The sequence below is a fragment of the Alphaproteobacteria bacterium genome (assembly GCA_040216735.1).
GTDB lineage: Bacteria > Pseudomonadota > Alphaproteobacteria > SHVP01 > SHVP01 > CALJDF01.
Genome location: JAVJOO010000004.1, coordinates 460,314 through 475,025, shown reverse-complemented (window position 1 = coordinate 475,025; position 14,712 = coordinate 460,314). Strand labels below are relative to the sequence as shown.

Genomic DNA, 14,712 nt, shown 5'->3' with positions numbered 1-14,712 from the left:
CTTTAGGGCTCGACCACCGCCAAGAGAACGCTCGCGCCGATCGTCAGGGCACCGCCGAGCCGTTGGCGCACCGCGCCGCGTTTAGCCCCCTTGAGGAGTTTGCCCGCAGCGCTCGACACCAGCGCCCAACTGGACGCGGTCACCACAGTGACGGCGACCAGCGCAACCGTGAGGGCGACGAATTGCGGCACCGGATCGCGCGAAGGGGCAAGGAACTGGGGCACGATCGCGGCCAGAAAGACGAGGCGCTTGGGGTTCAGCGAGGAGACACCGAACCCGAGCCAGAAGGGTTGGCGCGACAAAATCCCTTCATCGGCGCCGTCGGCCGCGGGCCGGGTCAGGAATTGTTGGATACCAAACCCGAGCAGCAGCACGATCCCGGCCCACCGCACGTAGTCGAACCACGACCCGAGAAAGATCATCACCGGGCCAAGGGCAACCGCCAAGATCACCATATGCGGGACAATGGCGAGGGCCGAGCCCAGGGCGTTGAGTAAGGCGGCGCGCAGGCCGTGCGCCATCCCCGTCGCCACGACGAGCATGACGTTGGGACCTGGGATTAACATGAGAAGAAGCATGACGCGGACAAACGCAACGAGTGTTTCTTGGGGCATCGCAAGACACCGGGCTGGGGCGCGCGACACTACACCGCCCGTGGGCTCGGACGCGAGGGGTTAGCCGCGCCGACGCCTCATATGTTGGTGGCAGGTTAGCGTTTGGCGACGGCGAGCACGATTCCGGCGGCGATCATAACGGTGCCGCTTAAACGGTCGCGCCACGTCCATGCCTTTGGCGTGCGCAAAAGGATGCGGGCGCGATCGGCGAAATAGGCCCACAGCGTGGTAGTGACGAGCGCGGTGCCGACCAGGGTTACGCCCATCACCGCGAGCTGGGGTCCCGGCGAGCGGGCCGGGTCCAGAAACTGCGGCAGGATGGCCGCGAAGAACAACAGGCTCTTGGGGTTCAGCGCCGATACCGCGAACCCGTGCCAGAACACCCGGCGGCCACGACGGACTGCGGCGGTGCTCTCGGGTGCCACCCCGGCCCGGCGCCACTGAGTCAGGCCGAGGTAGAGGAGATAGGCGACCCCGGCCCAGCGGAGCGCCTCGAACCATTGACCCGCGAAGAGAAGGATTGGGGTGAGCCCGAGGGCGAGGATAACCATCTGAACGGCCACCGCGCCCGACGCCCCGACGACGTTGGCCATGCCGACGCGAAAGCCGTGGGACAGGCTGACGCCGACGGCGAGCATCACCGACGGCCCGGGAATCAGCATGAGGACCACGGTCGCGACGAGGAAGGCGGCGTAGGTATCGATCGGCACGGCGGGTCCCTTTCGTGGGTGGGTTCGGGAAAGCTAGCCACATTCAATGCAAGGCTGTCACCGTCCGTGGTTGGCGCAACCCGCCTCGGGCCACCGTGCCTATTTTCTATGCACCTGCCTCTATTGCAGGCAAGCACTGGGTCCGGCCGGTGGTCGTAAGCGCAGAATTCTGCCCACTTGACCGCCCGGAGACTTGGCACACGGGGTGCAATATGGGAGGTACGCGCGTTGCCGCACCGTTGCCGGAGTGTGTCCGATGAAGAAAATCGAAGCGATTATCAAGCCGTTCAAACTCGATGAAGTGAAGGACGCCTTGCACGAGGTCGGTCTGCAGGGGATCACCGTCACCGAGGCCAAGGGCTTCGGCCGCCAGAAGGGCCACACCGAGCTTTACCGGGGCGCCGAGTACGTCGTCGACTTCCTGCCCAAGGTGAAGATCGAAATCGTGCTTGAGGACAATCTCGTCGAGCGCGCCATCGAGGCGATTACCCAGGCCGCCCGGACGGGACGCATCGGCGACGGTAAGATATTCGTCTCGACGGTCGAACAGGCGATCCGCATCCGCACCGGCGAAACCGGCAACGAAGCGATCTAATTCCACGACGTCACTACCGCCAATCGTTTAACAAACACTCGTTCAAAGAGGGAGTTCAAGACATGTCCGATGCCGCCAGTGTCCTCAAAATGATCAAGGACAAGGACATCAAATACGTCGATCTACGCTTCACCGACCCGCGCGGCAAGTGGCAGCATCTCGCCATGCACCCGCGCATGATGGACGAGGATTCGTTCTCCGAGGGCATCATGTTCGACGGCTCGTCGATCGCGGGTTGGAAGGTGATCAACGAGTCCGACATGGCGCTGATCCCCGATCCGTCGACGGCGGTGATGGACCCCTACGCGGCGCAGTCCTCGCTCATCATCTTTTGCGATGTGCACGAGCCGTCCACGGGCGAACCCTATAACCGCGACCCCCGCTCGATCGCGCGCCGCGCCGAAGCGTATCTGAGCTACACCGGGATCGGCGACACCGCCTATTTCGGGCCCGAGGCCGAGTTCTTCGTGTTCGATGACGTGCGCTTCGATACCGCCAGCAACCACATGTTCTACAAGATCGACGAGTCCGAAGGCCCCTATAACTCGGGCCGCGACTTCGAGGGTGGTAACACCGGCCACCGTCCGGCGGTTAAGGGCGGCTACTTCCCGGTTCCGCCGGTGGACGCGCACTCGGACCTGCGGGCCGAGATGCTGTCAATCATGGAAGACATGAACCTGCCGGTCGAAAAGCACCACCACGAGGTCGCCCCCAGCCAAGACGAGCTGGGCATCAGCTTCGATACCCTCGTGCGCACCGCCGACAACATGCAGATCTACAAATACGTCGTGCACAACACGGCTCACGCCTACGGCAAGACGGCGACCTTCATGCCCAAGCCGGTGAAGGGCGACAACGGATCGGGCATGCACTGCCATCAGTCGATCTGGAAGGGCAGCACGCCGTTGTTCGCCGGGTCGGGCTATGCGGACCTGTCGGAAATGGCGCTGTACTACATCGGCGGCATCATTAAACACGCCAAGTCTCTGAACGCCTTCACCAACCCGTTGACCAACAGCTACAAGCGCTTGATCCCGGGGTTCGAGGCGCCGGTGCTCCTCGCCTACTCCGCACGCAACCGGTCGGCCTCCTGCCGCATCCCGTTTGCGACCAGCCCCAAGGGCAAACGCGTCGAAGTGCGTTTCCCCGACCCCGGCGCGAACCCCTACCTCGCGTTTTCGGCCATGTTGATGGCCGGCCTGGACGGGATCGAGAACAAGATCCACCCGGGCGATGCGATGGACAAGAACCTGTACGACCTGCCGCCGGAGGAATTGGCGGGTGTACCGACGGTGTGCGGGTCGTTGCGCGAAGCACTGGAATCCCTGAGCGCCGATCGCGACTACCTCAAGAAAGGCGATGTCTTCTCGGACGACATGATCGACGGATACCTGGACCTCAAGTGGGAGGAAGTGTTCGCTTTTGAACACACGCCGCACCCGGTTGAATTCTCTATGTATTACAGTGTATAAGACGCACTAGTTAACGTAGTATCTGTGGTACAGGGGCCGCCGCCAAAATGGCGCGGCCCCTTTTTTTTGTCCGGAATTCGCGCCACCGGCGCGCCGGTTGATCCTGCGTCAGATAATCCTGCAGTGCCCCTTGCCGTTCGCTCCCCGTCAGACTAGCATAGGTTGAGTACGTGGGGGCCACCACTACTTTTAGTAAATTGCAGCTCAAACTTTAGACGTGTTTGAGGCATTACGGATCGTAGGGGAATCGCAATGCAGGCCGCGACACAACAGGTTAAAACAAATACGCCACCCCGTCGGCCCGAGGTCACTCGGCGGGCCGCCCTGCCCGATCTGATCAAAAGCCACCTGCGCTGGTTGAAGGAACCGACCAACGGTGCGCGGGCCGATCTTTCGCGCATGGATCTGGCGGGCCTGGACCTTTCAGGGATCAATCTATCGGGCGCCGTGATGGTCGCCGTCGATTGCCGCGGCGCCAAATTCCGCGGCGCCAACTTGACCAATGCCGATCTTTTCGCCGCGGACCTGACCGACGCCGACCTATCCTCGGCCATTATGCGCAATACCAGCCTGCGCGGCGCCAAGCTGTCGGGGGCTCGGCTGGACCATGCCGATCTTACCGAAGCGGACCTGCGCGGCGGCACGGTGATGGGTGCGGACGGGATGCGCCTGGGCAGCGAGACCACCGATATCAGCGACTGCCAACTCGATTTCGCCACCCTGGCGCGGGCGCGCATGTCGGGCGCGCAACTGCGCCATACCAGTCTGTTCGGCGCCAAACTGAACGGCGCGCAACTCAACGGCGCGAATCTCGACGAGACCAACTTCGGCAATGCCGATCTGACGGGCGCAAATCTCTCCGGCGCACGCGCCAGTAAGGCCTCCTTTCGCAACGCCAACCTGCGTACGGCAAACCTCAAGGGGATCAGCGCCACCGAGTCGCATTTTGAAGGTGCCGATTTCGAAGGCTCGCAGATGGAGGAATCCAACCTGGTGGACTGCTGGCTCGAGAAAGCCAAAGTGCGGATCAACCCCAACAACCTGCCGCCCTATTTGCGACGCGTCTTCACCGAGCACGAGCAATGGGTGCTGACCGGGGGAAAGAAGGGCCAGCGCGGCACGCTCAACGCCGAGAACCTCGGCTACTTGGATCTCTCAACGCGGGACCTTAGCGGGATCGTGCTGAAGGGCTGCAACCTTGAGGGTGCCGACCTTTCCCGCGCGATCCTCCTGTTCGCCAACCTAACGAAAGCTGTGCTGACCAACGCAGACTTAAGCGGTGCCGCGCTGTCGGGCGCGTCGCTGGCCGGGGCCGACTTGTGCTTGGCCGACCTAAGCGGCGCGTTGCTGACACCAATCCCTGTACGCGGCGTCGATGGCAATGAAACCGGCCGCGTCCGGAAGACCGACCTGCGCCATGCCAAACTGAAGGACGCAGTACTTGACGGTCTTGATTTGACGCAGTGCGTGACCGTTTCGTGACGCCTAGCTAGGCGTCATGGCACCCATAGGACTTTCGAAGGCCAACCGTACCGAGTTGGAAGGCGGGTTGAAGCGGGTCAGCGCGCTCGGCACCACCGTTCTGGTGGGCTGGCGCTATAGCGTCGACGGCCTCGACCTTCTCCACGTCAGCACCTACGAGTTGCCGGCGATCGCCAAACGGTTTCCGACGCTGTTGCGCTCTGCTCGCTTCTTGCCCGATCACGGCGACTGGAAAACCGCGACCCAGGCTGGATGCCGGACAACCCCGTTGAAGTTGTCGTTCGGTCTCACCGAAAGCGCCGATATCCAGCAGTTCATCAATGATCTGCTCGGGCAATACTCGGTGACTGAAGTCGATTGCCGCGCCGTGGCGCTGTTCGACATGGTCAGTTTTTCGCTCTACTCGCCGTTTGAACAGATTACTCAAATCAACGTTTTGTCGAATGCGATCATCCGTGCCGCCAACATGTGCAAGCGGGCCGGCATGCCAATCGATGTTCGATTGAGTACGACGGGCGACGGATTCTACGTGTGGAACAACCTTACCGGGCTGTGGGCCGACGTTGCGCTGTACTGTACGGCCAGCGTCGCCGTCGCCCATACCCAGGCCGCCCGCGAACTGGCCGAGCCCCATACCGTGCCGAAGCTACGGGTGTGCGCGGGGACCGGAAGCCACTACGAGTACTATCAGTCGACCGGCGGGAACGAGCGCGCGAGCTACATCGTGGGGGACGTGACGATCGAACTCGCCCGCTTGATCGGGTCGGCCGTGAACGACCAACTTCTCTATAGCGATGCCGTGCGCGACCTCACCGGCGAGGACCTCGAATGGGGCCAGACCTACGGCATCACGTCGATCGACGCACCGGCGTTTGCCGCGCTCGCGCAAGAGAACCTGCAAAAGCTAAAGGGAGTCCGTCTCCCCGGCGGCACCATCGACGGAATCAAGACCTACTTGACCGGCCCACGGCAAAACGAAAACACCTTTGCCATCCGCAAGTATTACGTGACCGACAAGCACGGCCTGTCGCACGGCTGCTACAACGCCAAGCTCAACACGACCTTGGAGGGCGGCAAACAGTTGCAGTACGGTTTGCTCGACCGCGAACTCGAAGGGTTCAAGGCTGCCTTCGACGAGAACGAAGACCTCGTGATCAGGATCGTCTAAGCGACCGAGACGTAAACCAGGTAGCCCCCGGTGACCAATGCGCTGAGCAGGGTCAGCATCGCGGCGACCGCGCGGGCGGCGTTGGTTTGATCGGGGCGAATGCCGGGCAGCGTTGCGAGGCGACCGACGATCAAGGCAATCCCAACAACGTGGATGAGCCATTGCGGCGCGCCCAACATTTCGGAAACCACCAAGGCGATCAAGATCATCGGGATCCATTCGGCCATGTTGCCGAACACCCGGACGGCCCGTTGCAGTTCCGGTTTGTCGCCGGTCCCCAAAGACACCTTGAATTTGTTGCGCAGGAACGAAACGCGCGCGCCAAGCACCATCATCATGAGGGTCAGGATGCCGATGTAGATCGGCGAAGTGTGAATTTCCATCATGGGATTGCTTCCTAGCGTTCTAAGAGGTTGAGGACGTTGGACGCCCTATTTCGACTGCTGAACGATGGTCCGGATCGGATAGGGAATTGTAATCCCGCGCTCGTCGAATTTCTCCTTGATCTTTTGGGTCAAATCGAACCGAAAAGCCCAGAAATCTTCGGTCTTCACCCAAGCACGAACCTGCAGATCGACCGAACTGTCACCAAACCCAAGTGGCACGACGACCGGCGCCGGATCCTTGAGCCCACGCGGGTCGGCGGCGACGCATTCCAGAACGGCGGCGCGGGCATCGCCGATATTGTCGTCGTAGCTGATCCCGACATTGATGTCGCACCGCCGGGTCGGATTATGATTGTAGTTCTTGATCACCGCGCCCCAGACCTGTCCGTTGGGCACGACGATTTCGATGTTGTCGGGGGTGACCATCTCTGTCAGGAACAAGGTTACTGCCTTGACCGTCCCGCCGATCCCGCCGACTTCGACGTAATCGCCGACGCGAAACGGGCGAAAGATGAGCAGCATCACCCCAGCCGCGACGTTCGCCAACGTGCCTTGGAGCGCAAGACCGATGGCCAGGGTTGCCGCACCCAAGACGGCGACAAGGCTCGTCGTCTGGACGCCGAACTGGTTGAGGACGGCGATGAGGGTGACGGCGACGAGGGCGTATCGCGTCAAACTGGCGGTGAACACGACGATCGTCGCATCGACCCGTCCGCTGCGCGACAGCGCGCGCTTTACCAGAGAGGCGACGCGGGCGGAGAGCCACAGACCGACCAGGAGGATGACAATGGCACCGACCACCGACAGACCGTAGGTCGACACGATTTCGATCACCTGTTTGACGATTACTTCGATCTCACCGTTCATCGTTCGCTGTACCTCAATTGTTCCCGACGTTCATCTAACATACCGCCCAACGGAGTCTATAGATCTTTGCGTTGGGTTAGGACGGTCCTATGGGACGCGGCTTGCCCGCGTCGTCGATCGCCACGTAAATGAAGATACCCTCGGTGACCTTAACCTCCTCGCCGCCGAAACGGCGCATGGCGAAGGTGTCGATCTTAATGGTGATCGAGGTGCGGCCGGTTTTGACAACCTCGGCATAGCAACTGACAAGATCGCCGATGAAGACCGGTTTATGGAAGGTCATGGCCTCGATCGCGACGGTCGCGGTACGGCCGCCGACGACCTGGGCGCTCAAAGCGCCGCCGGCCAAGTCCATTTGCGAGAGCACCCAGCCGCCAAAGATATCGCCGTTGGCATTTGCATCGCCCGGCATCGCCATGGCGCGGATCGCCGGCTCGCGACTCGGTCTTTGAGGTTCCATGGCAACTCTCTACTACATCTTGTTGTTGTGGTTTGAGAATATACCCTATAGTGCGCGCGCGTTGGCGAGTCCATTTGGTAATTCTGTTTAGGGACCATGAGCGATCTTTTTGAAACCGGCGGCAAGGGCCGCGGCAAATCCTACTCGGCCAAGGATATCGAGGTCCTCGAGGGGCTCGAACCGGTGCGCCGACGCCCCGCGATGTACATTGGCGGCACTGGTGACGACGGCCTGCATCACTTGGCGGCGGAAGTTATCGACAACGCCATGGACGAGGTGGTGGCGGGCGCCGCAAACCGGATCGAGATCGAACTCCACGGCGACGGGTCGCTGACGGTGCGCGACAACGGGCGCGGGATACCGGTCGATCCCCATCCCAAGTTCAAGAACAAATCGGCCCTCGAGGTGATTCTGACGACGCTCCATTCAGGCGGCAAGTTCAGCAACAAGGCCTATGAGACGTCGGGCGGGCTACACGGTGTCGGTGTGTCGGTGGTGAACGCGCTGTCGGATAGCCTCACCGTCGAGGTCGCGCGCGACAAGAAGCTGTGGCAGCAGCACTACGTGCGGGGCAAACCGAAGGGTAAGCTGACCGGCAAGCCGGTCGCCAATCGGCGCGGCAGTTCGGTGACCTTTCACCCGGACCCTGAAATCTTCGGCGACCTGGTCTTTCGCCCGGCGCGGCTTTACAGGTTGGCGCGCTCGAAAGCCTATTTGTTCCGCGGCGTGGATATTCGCTGGAAGTGCGACCCATCGTTGCTGGGCACGTCCGAGGTGCCCGCCGAAGCCGTGTTCCATTTTCCGGGCGGCTTGGTCGACGCGTTGGCCGAGGAGATCGGCGCGCGGGAAACGGTCACGCCCACGCCGTTTACCGGCGAAGCCGCGTTTAACGGCGCGGGGCGCGTCGAATGGGCGGTCGCGTGGCCCGACGACGGCCAGATGTTTGTCAGCACCTACTGCAACACCGTGCCGACACCCCAGGGCGGCACCCATGAAAGCGGGATGCGCAGCGCGCTGATCCGTAGCCTCAAGGCCTACGGCGCGATGGTGAAGCGGCGCGGCGCAGCGCAGTTCACCACCGAAGACGTCAGCGGCGGCGCGGCGATCATCGTTTCGCTGTTCATGTCCGAACCGCAATTCCAAGGACAGACCAAAGAAAAACTGGTCAGCGTCGAAGCCGCCAAGCTGGTCGAAAACGCGGTCAAGGACCACTTCGACCATTGGCTCACCGGCAACGCCGACGCCGCCAACGAACTTCTGGATTACGTGAGCGAGCGGGCCGAGGAACGTCAACGAAAGCGCCAGGAAAAAGACGTGTCGCGCCAAAGCGCGAAGCGCAAATTACGCCTCCCCGGCAAACTTTCGGACTGCTCGGCGGGGCAAGCCGACGGCACCGAAATCTTCTTGGTCGAGGGTGATTCGGCGGGCGGTTCGGCCAAGCAAGCGCGGGACCGGCGTTTGCAGGCGGTGCTGCCGTTGCGCGGGAAAATCCTCAATGTCGCCAGCGCTGGGGCCGGTAAGATCCAAGAGAATCAAGAGATCGCGAATATCGTCCAGGCCTTGGGCTGCGGCACCGGCGACAAATACAACGAAGCCGCGTTGCGCTACGACCGGGTCATTATCATGACCGATGCCGACGTCGACGGCGCGCACATCGCTTCGTTGCTGATGACGTTCTTTTTCCGCGCGATGCCGCGGCTCATCCACGACGGGCATTTGTATCTAGCGCAGCCGCCCCTGTATCGTTTGGCGCAAGGCGGTAAGGTTTTCTATGCACGCGACGATGCCCACCGCGAGGAATTGCAGAAAACCGAATTTGCCGGGCGCGGCAAGACCGACATCAGCCGATTCAAGGGGTTGGGCGAGATGCCCTCGGCGCAACTGCGCGAGACGACGATGGACCCGGCGAAGCGTACCTTGCTTCGGGTGACGGTGGCGGAAAACGAACGGCGCGGCACCGATAAGTTTGTCGAGAATTTGATGGGGCGCAAACCGGAAAACCGATTGGCCTTTATACAAGAACACGCGGCCGACGCGGCCGTCTTGGATGTATGATGCCGGGGAACCCACGGCACCGGAGGAAACCATGATCGGACGGATAGTGCTGCTTGTTGCGGCGGCGACCCTCATGGGGGCGTGTGCCGATACCGCCACGGGGACCTTTAGCGGCAGTCGCGTCGGCACGACGATCTCGCCGTTCTACGCCCCTTCACTCGTAAGTTATGTCGCGCGGGACGGCCGCTTTCCGTTGGTTGTCCGGGGCAATCCCTTTGGCGGCGTCCCCCAAGGTCAACTCGAACAAACCTTGCATCAACGTCTGCGCTTGCCGGGATGGGCGCCGGATGCCCGCTTCGCGCGCGACGCCAACGCCGAGGCGGGTGCGGGTCAACGTCTGGTTGTTCTGTTCAACCCGGCCGGGACCCTGGACCTTCGTGCCGTTTGTGGCGACGTGTCGGCGATCACGCTCGCCGGTCCCGCCAACCAAATGACCATTCGGGTGGGCTTTTGCGATGGGCCCCAAAGTATGACCGACGTGACTTGGCGGGCAGCGCCGCCGCCCGACGATTCCAGCGCCGCCTTTATCGGCGCGGTCAATGCCGCGGTCGCCGAGGCCCTGCCCTTTATCGATCGCAATTCGCCGTAACGACGGGCCCATTGACGGACGACCAACGCATACCCATTTTCTCAGGCGACGGGGAATCGCGGCGGGCTAACGAGGAGTCCTGACCATGAATCGCCTTAGAGTTTTGTTCGCTGCCGCCCTGGTGACGGGTTTGTCCGCCTGTTCAACCTCGGACATCGTGATTTCCGGTGATGGGCCGTCCGGCCTGCCCTATGACCCAAGCTATGTCCGCTATGTCATGGGCCAGGGCGACTTCCCGCTGGAGATTCATGGCAACCCGAGCCCCCTAGACGACACCGCCTTCGCCGAGTTGGTGGAATCGACGCTGCAAATCGATCCGTATTTCGGCACGACGGCGTTTCGCCGGGATCCGCAGATGAGCAACCGGCACGGGTTCCGTTTGGTCCTGGTATTCAATGCCGACAATACGCGAATCGACGCCCGCCAGGTTTGTGCCGGCGAAGGTCTCGATAAAGCCGGCGGTGCCAACACCACCCTGTTCGTGCGTGGGGTCTTTTGTTCACTCGACAAGGTTCTGTCGGAGGACAGCGCATTGACGCCGACGCCGGACGATTTTGCCGGCCCGCGCTTCGAACGCGTGCTCGACCTCCTCGTCACCTCGCTGCTGCCGCCCGAGGGGCGCCGCGATCTCAACGTGACCTGTCCGACAACGAACTGCTCCTAGGGTGCGCGGGGTCGCCGGTCGGACAGGTGCTGCGCTTGTCATCGCCGCGGGCCTCGGTGCCTGCGTGGCGGTCACCCCGCAGCCGACCGATAACGGCGGCGCGGTGAGCCCGAACTACGCGCGCGATACCGTCCGGTTCGTGATCGATGCGGGGCCTATCCCGACCGAACTCCACGGCAATCCAAGCGATCTCGACGCCGACCGATTCCGCGACCTAGTGCTGGCGCGTCTGCGGTTGCCACGCGTCTGGGGCCCGCACCGTTTTGCCGTCGATCCTGACCCGCCACCGGCGCACCGCTACCGCGTGGTTCTGGTGTTCAACCCGGTGCTGGACGGGGTGAACAGCCCGGCGACCCAGCCGGACGCCGAGGCCGATTCGGCCGAACGCCTGGACCTTGCCTTGTGTGCCGGTGCGATCGATGTCCACGAAGCCGGCCCCTACCCCGCGCTGCCCTCGAAGCGGCTCGAAGGCTTACGGGCACGCAGGCTATCGCCGATCTCGCCGAAGTTCCTGGCGGAGCGCGTACTGGTGCGGGGCGCCCTGTGTCTGGGCGATGTGCCGATCTCGTCGGGCTTCGTCGAGACCCAGGCACTTGAGGATTATACCGAGCCGGAATTCGACCAAATCCTGAGCCATATCCTGCTGCGATTAATGCCTTACCGGACCTAACGCAGCCCGGGGTGACGGCACTACAAGGTGCTTACCCACGGGATCGCCGTTCTTAGTCGTCTTGGGCAGCAAGCCGACACTTTATGACGTCTTCACTGTTCGCAACGCCACGACGGTTTCCCCTCGACTAACCTGGTCGAGTCGATCTCAGCCTAAAACCTCTTATCCGTTCCAGGACGGAATTTATTGCGCGGCGTGAAGCCGGTTTGGAGGGGCTCACGCGGGTTGCGTACCCATACTTCACGGTTTGGGTGCAGGCCCGCGCCACGTATCGCTGGAACGGCCATGTGCCTTGCACGGTGTAGCAAACGTGTATCGGCAGCACCGCAGTTTGGATGAAAACCGCCGTTTCCGGCGACCGCTTTGTCCCACGTGGCTTTGCGTGCCTTAACAATTGCGGGATCGCCAAGCGCGGAACAGTTGATTTCGTTACTGTTCAGATCCACCACGATCTCGTCGCCGTCCTCGACAAACGCAATAGGCCCACCGAGCGCCGCTTCGGGTCCCACGTGGCCAATGACGAGGCCCACCGAGCCACCGGAGAAGCGCGCGTCCGTCATCAAGGCGATAACGATGCCGCGCTCGCGGCACAGGGTGGTGATGCGGGAGGTGGGGTCGAGCATTTCCGGCATGCCCGGCGCCCCGCTTGGCCCCTCATAGCGCACGATGATCATGTCGTTGTTCTCGAAGTTCTCCGGTGCCCGGTCCAGCATATCGAGGAGCGCCTGCTGACCTTCGAAGACGCGCGCCTTGCCGCGGAACACGTTGTTCTCGAGCCCCCCCTCGACGCCGGCAAGCTTCAGGATCGCAGAGAACTCCGGCGAAAGGTTGCCGCCGAGCATGCGCAGGCCACCCGTTGGCTTATAGGGCTCCTTGACGGGATGGATAACAGCACCGTCGGCCTCCTTCGCGCCTAAGCGCGCCACCTGTTCGCTCAGCGTTTCGCCAGTGCAGGTGAGCACGTCGCCGTTGAGCAGGCCGGCGTCCAGCAACTCGCGCACAATAATCTGTACGCCACCAGCCCGGTCTATATCGACCATCGAATACTTGCCATAGGGCCGTGCGTCGGTGAGCACGGGCACAACGTGCTGCGAGAGATGGTTGAATTCCTCCGGCGTCATGATCTCCTTCCAAAAATCCGCGAAGCCAGCGGCCCGGGCTATCTCGGGCGCATGCAAGATCGCGTTGGTCGAACCGCCGATGGCCATGGCGACGATCGTGGCGTTTCGCAGAGAATCGCGCCCAACGATATCGCGGGGTTTGAGGTCTTTCTCGATCAACTGGGCAAGCAGCCTGACCAGTTCGGCAGGGAACTCAGTCAAACGACGGGGATCGTCCGAAGGTGGCGCCACCATGTCCAACGGCTGCATGCCGAGCACGCCAATAAACGTCTGCATGGTGTTGTAGGTAAACATGCCGCCACAGCTTCCGAAACCCGGACAGGCATGGCAGGCAATGTGGTGGCGGTAATCGGAATCGGGATCGCCAGCAACTTGAAAAGCGCTGACGATATCGAGCTTCTCCCCCGTTTCGGGGTCTGTGCCGGGATGGATCGGGCCGTCCGACATGATGATACTGGGCAAGTTATGCTCCAGCATGGCAGCAAGAGTGCCGACGGGCGGTTTGTCGCAGGCGACCACGGCAATCGCGCCGGCTAGACCGGTGGCGCTAAAGTGTTCGCATAGCGCATCGTGGGTTACCTCGCGCCCTATTAGCGAGTAGCGCATCTCCGGCGTACCGTTGCGAATGCCGTCTGATGTCGCGATCGTGTACTCAGGCTGCACGAGGCGGAACTTGAGCTGGCCTGGGCCGGTACCGATGCGACCCTTGAGGGCCATGTGGATCGCTTCGACCTTGGCCGTGACACCCAGATAGCATTGGCTGTCGCCTTTGGTCCCGACGACGCCAACGGAAGGCTCGTGGATGAGTGCCGGATCGGTACCCATCTCGCGGGCAAGGCCGATGCTCTGCGACGAGCGGCCAGGGTGACGGTCGATCAGTACGATGTCCGGATTGGTCATGGCGGTCTCTTTTCGATTACTGGGCCGTGCGCAGGAATGGAGGGTACGACCGTCGCGGTCAATTAAAACACCGGCTACACGAATGTAAAGATCGTAGGGAAAGGCGCGCCGTGGCTCGAACCCCTGCGCGCGCGCAGACTGTCGCCGATCTCGAGTGGGTGCCGGGGCGCACAGGGGGGCTCACCCGGCGGATAGCCAACTTTCCATCAAGCCGGTGACTCGCTCGGGCTCTTCCATGGTCGCTAAATGACCGCAGTGGGGCAGCAGGTGACAGGCCGCGCCGGGAATGAGGTCGGCGATTTCGCGGACGACTTCGGGCGGGGTGATGAGATCGTCCTCACCGCCGACGACAAGGGTCGGACACGCGATATGCGGCAACAACGGGCGGCCGTCGATCCGTCCCATGATCGCGGTTTGCTGACGCACGAACCCCGCCTGCCCCACGTCTTCGGCCATGGCGGCGATCCGCCCGACCAACAGAGTGTCGTCGAGCCGATCGGGGTGAATCAGCAACGGCAGGAGCCTCGGGGTGACGCCTTTGAATTGACCGCGCCGCGACAGGTCGATCAGTCCGCGCCTGCGGTCGCGCTGATCGTCGGTGTCGGGCCGGGCCGAGGTATCGAAGAGCGCCAGGCGCACGACCCTGTCCGGCGCTTGCCGCACGACCTCCTGGGCGACATAGCCGCCCATCGACAGACCGGCCAAGGCAAACCGTGCGGGGGCCTTGTCCAGGAGACGTATCGCCATCGCGGCGATCGAATCGTCCTGGGTCACGTCGGCCACCGAGACGGTGGCGAGATGGGCCAAGTGTGCGATTTGATGGGCCCACAATTCCCGGTTGCACAAGAGTCCGGGGATCAGGACGAGATCGGTCATCGGGGTGTCATAGCATCGGCGTGGGGGGCCGCACAGTCCGGGCAATACGGCCAAACGGCACCGAGGCCACGATTTGACCGCCC

15 protein-coding genes are annotated in these 14,712 nt (G+C 62.4%); 8 read left to right on the top strand and 7 right to left on the bottom strand.

What is annotated here, in order from left to right; genetic code table 11:
• Positions 1–2: 2 nt before the first annotated feature.
• Together RID42_12675 and RID42_12670 are read right to left on the bottom strand one after the other, a co-directional pair.
• Positions 3–614: a LysE family translocator gene (locus RID42_12675; protein MEQ8248525.1), complete on the bottom strand. Its 612-nt coding sequence runs from the start codon at positions 612–614 to the stop codon at positions 3–5.
• Positions 615–709: 95 nt separating this feature from the next.
• Positions 710–1,324 (bottom strand): LysE family translocator, encoded by a 615-nt coding sequence (locus RID42_12670; GenBank protein MEQ8248524.1) that lies wholly within the window; start codon positions 1,322–1,324, stop codon positions 710–712.
• A gap of 256 nt (positions 1,325–1,580) precedes the next feature.
• On the opposite strand from RID42_12670, the gene RID42_12665 reads away from it, so the two are divergent.
• The 4 genes from RID42_12665 (at position 1,581) to RID42_12650 (ending at position 6,041) form a co-directional block, all read left to right on the top strand.
• Positions 1,581–1,919: a P-II family nitrogen regulator gene (locus RID42_12665; GenBank protein ID MEQ8248523.1), complete on the top strand. Its 339-nt coding sequence runs from the start codon at positions 1,581–1,583 to the stop codon at positions 1,917–1,919.
• Positions 1,920–1,981: 62 nt separating this feature from the next.
• Positions 1,982–3,391 (top strand): type I glutamate--ammonia ligase, encoded by a 1,410-nt coding sequence (gene glnA, locus RID42_12660; GenBank protein ID MEQ8248522.1) that lies wholly within the window; start codon positions 1,982–1,984, stop codon positions 3,389–3,391.
• A gap of 252 nt (positions 3,392–3,643) precedes the next feature.
• The gene (locus RID42_12655; protein MEQ8248521.1) at positions 3,644–4,873 is read left to right on the top strand and encodes a pentapeptide repeat-containing protein; all 1,230 of its coding nucleotides are present in this window, start codon (positions 3,644–3,646) and stop codon (positions 4,871–4,873) included.
• A gap of 16 nt (positions 4,874–4,889) precedes the next feature.
• Positions 4,890–6,041 carry a hypothetical protein gene (locus tag RID42_12650; protein ID MEQ8248520.1) on the top strand — a complete coding sequence of 384 codons (1,152 nt, stop codon included), beginning with the start codon at positions 4,890–4,892 and terminating at the stop codon, positions 6,039–6,041.
• Here RID42_12650 and RID42_12645 read toward each other — a convergent pair.
• The 3 genes from RID42_12645 to RID42_12635 all read right to left on the bottom strand — a co-directional run bounded on the left by RID42_12645 (position 6,038) and on the right by RID42_12635 (position 7,754).
• On the bottom strand, positions 6,038–6,427 hold the full coding sequence (locus RID42_12645) for an MAPEG family protein (GenBank protein MEQ8248519.1): 390 nt from the start codon (positions 6,425–6,427) through the stop codon (positions 6,038–6,040). The genes RID42_12650 and RID42_12645 overlap by 4 nt on opposite strands.
• Before the next feature lie 45 nt (positions 6,428–6,472).
• Complete coding sequence (locus RID42_12640; protein ID MEQ8248518.1) at positions 6,473–7,294, bottom strand: mechanosensitive ion channel; 822 nt, start codon at positions 7,292–7,294, stop codon at positions 6,473–6,475.
• A 76-nt stretch (positions 7,295–7,370) separates the two neighbouring features.
• The gene (locus RID42_12635) at positions 7,371–7,754 is read right to left on the bottom strand and encodes an acyl-CoA thioesterase (GenBank protein MEQ8248517.1); all 384 of its coding nucleotides are present in this window, start codon (positions 7,752–7,754) and stop codon (positions 7,371–7,373) included.
• A 96-nt stretch (positions 7,755–7,850) separates the two neighbouring features.
• Between RID42_12635 and parE the strand changes: the two genes are divergently transcribed.
• From parE to RID42_12615, 4 genes are all read left to right on the top strand, one after another.
• Positions 7,851–9,809, top strand: coding sequence for a DNA topoisomerase IV subunit B (gene parE / locus RID42_12630; GenBank protein MEQ8248516.1), 1,959 nt, complete (start codon positions 7,851–7,853; stop codon positions 9,807–9,809).
• A 31-nt stretch (positions 9,810–9,840) separates the two neighbouring features.
• On the top strand, positions 9,841–10,398 hold the full coding sequence (locus RID42_12625) for a hypothetical protein (GenBank protein ID MEQ8248515.1): 558 nt from the start codon (positions 9,841–9,843) through the stop codon (positions 10,396–10,398).
• An 85-nt stretch (positions 10,399–10,483) separates the two neighbouring features.
• Positions 10,484–11,062, top strand: a complete 579-nt coding sequence (locus tag RID42_12620; protein ID MEQ8248514.1) for a hypothetical protein — start codon at positions 10,484–10,486, stop codon at positions 11,060–11,062.
• 1 nt (position 11,063) lies between these two features.
• Complete coding sequence (locus tag RID42_12615; protein ID MEQ8248513.1) at positions 11,064–11,732, top strand: hypothetical protein; 669 nt, start codon at positions 11,064–11,066, stop codon at positions 11,730–11,732.
• A 152-nt stretch (positions 11,733–11,884) separates the two neighbouring features.
• On the opposite strand, the gene RID42_12610 is transcribed toward RID42_12615, so the two are convergent.
• A complete protein-coding gene (locus tag RID42_12610) occupies positions 11,885–13,753 on the bottom strand; it encodes a dihydroxy-acid dehydratase (GenBank protein MEQ8248512.1) in 1,869 nt (622 codons plus the stop codon).
• 180 nt (positions 13,754–13,933) lie between these two features.
• Positions 13,934–14,629, bottom strand: coding sequence for an alpha/beta fold hydrolase (locus RID42_12605; protein MEQ8248511.1), 696 nt, complete (start codon positions 14,627–14,629; stop codon positions 13,934–13,936).
• Between the last annotated feature and the right edge of the window lie 83 nt (positions 14,630–14,712).

Coding starts and splice junctions, on each gene's coding strand:
- RID42_12665 (MEQ8248523.1), top strand. CDS start 1,581: ATGAAGAAAATCGAAGCGATTATCAAGCCGTTCAAACTCGATGAAGTG.
- RID42_12625 (MEQ8248515.1), top strand. CDS start 9,841: ATGATCGGACGGATAGTGCTGCTTGTTGCGGCGGCGACCCTCATGGGG.
- RID42_12675 (MEQ8248525.1), bottom strand. CDS start 614: ATGCCCCAAGAAACACTCGTTGCGTTTGTCCGCGTCATGCTTCTTCTC.
- glnA (MEQ8248522.1), top strand. CDS start 1,982: ATGTCCGATGCCGCCAGTGTCCTCAAAATGATCAAGGACAAGGACATC.
- RID42_12645 (MEQ8248519.1), bottom strand. CDS start 6,427: ATGATGGAAATTCACACTTCGCCGATCTACATCGGCATCCTGACCCTC.
- RID42_12650 (MEQ8248520.1), top strand. CDS start 4,890: ATGGCACCCATAGGACTTTCGAAGGCCAACCGTACCGAGTTGGAAGGC.
- RID42_12620 (MEQ8248514.1), top strand. CDS start 10,484: ATGAATCGCCTTAGAGTTTTGTTCGCTGCCGCCCTGGTGACGGGTTTG.
- parE (MEQ8248516.1), top strand. CDS start 7,851: ATGAGCGATCTTTTTGAAACCGGCGGCAAGGGCCGCGGCAAATCCTAC.
- RID42_12635 (MEQ8248517.1), bottom strand. CDS start 7,754: ATGGAACCTCAAAGACCGAGTCGCGAGCCGGCGATCCGCGCCATGGCG.
- RID42_12610 (MEQ8248512.1), bottom strand. CDS start 13,753: ATGACCAATCCGGACATCGTACTGATCGACCGTCACCCTGGCCGCTCG.
- RID42_12655 (MEQ8248521.1), top strand. CDS start 3,644: ATGCAGGCCGCGACACAACAGGTTAAAACAAATACGCCACCCCGTCGG.
- RID42_12605 (MEQ8248511.1), bottom strand. CDS start 14,629: ATGACCGATCTCGTCCTGATCCCCGGACTCTTGTGCAACCGGGAATTG.
- RID42_12640 (MEQ8248518.1), bottom strand. CDS start 7,294: ATGAACGGTGAGATCGAAGTAATCGTCAAACAGGTGATCGAAATCGTG.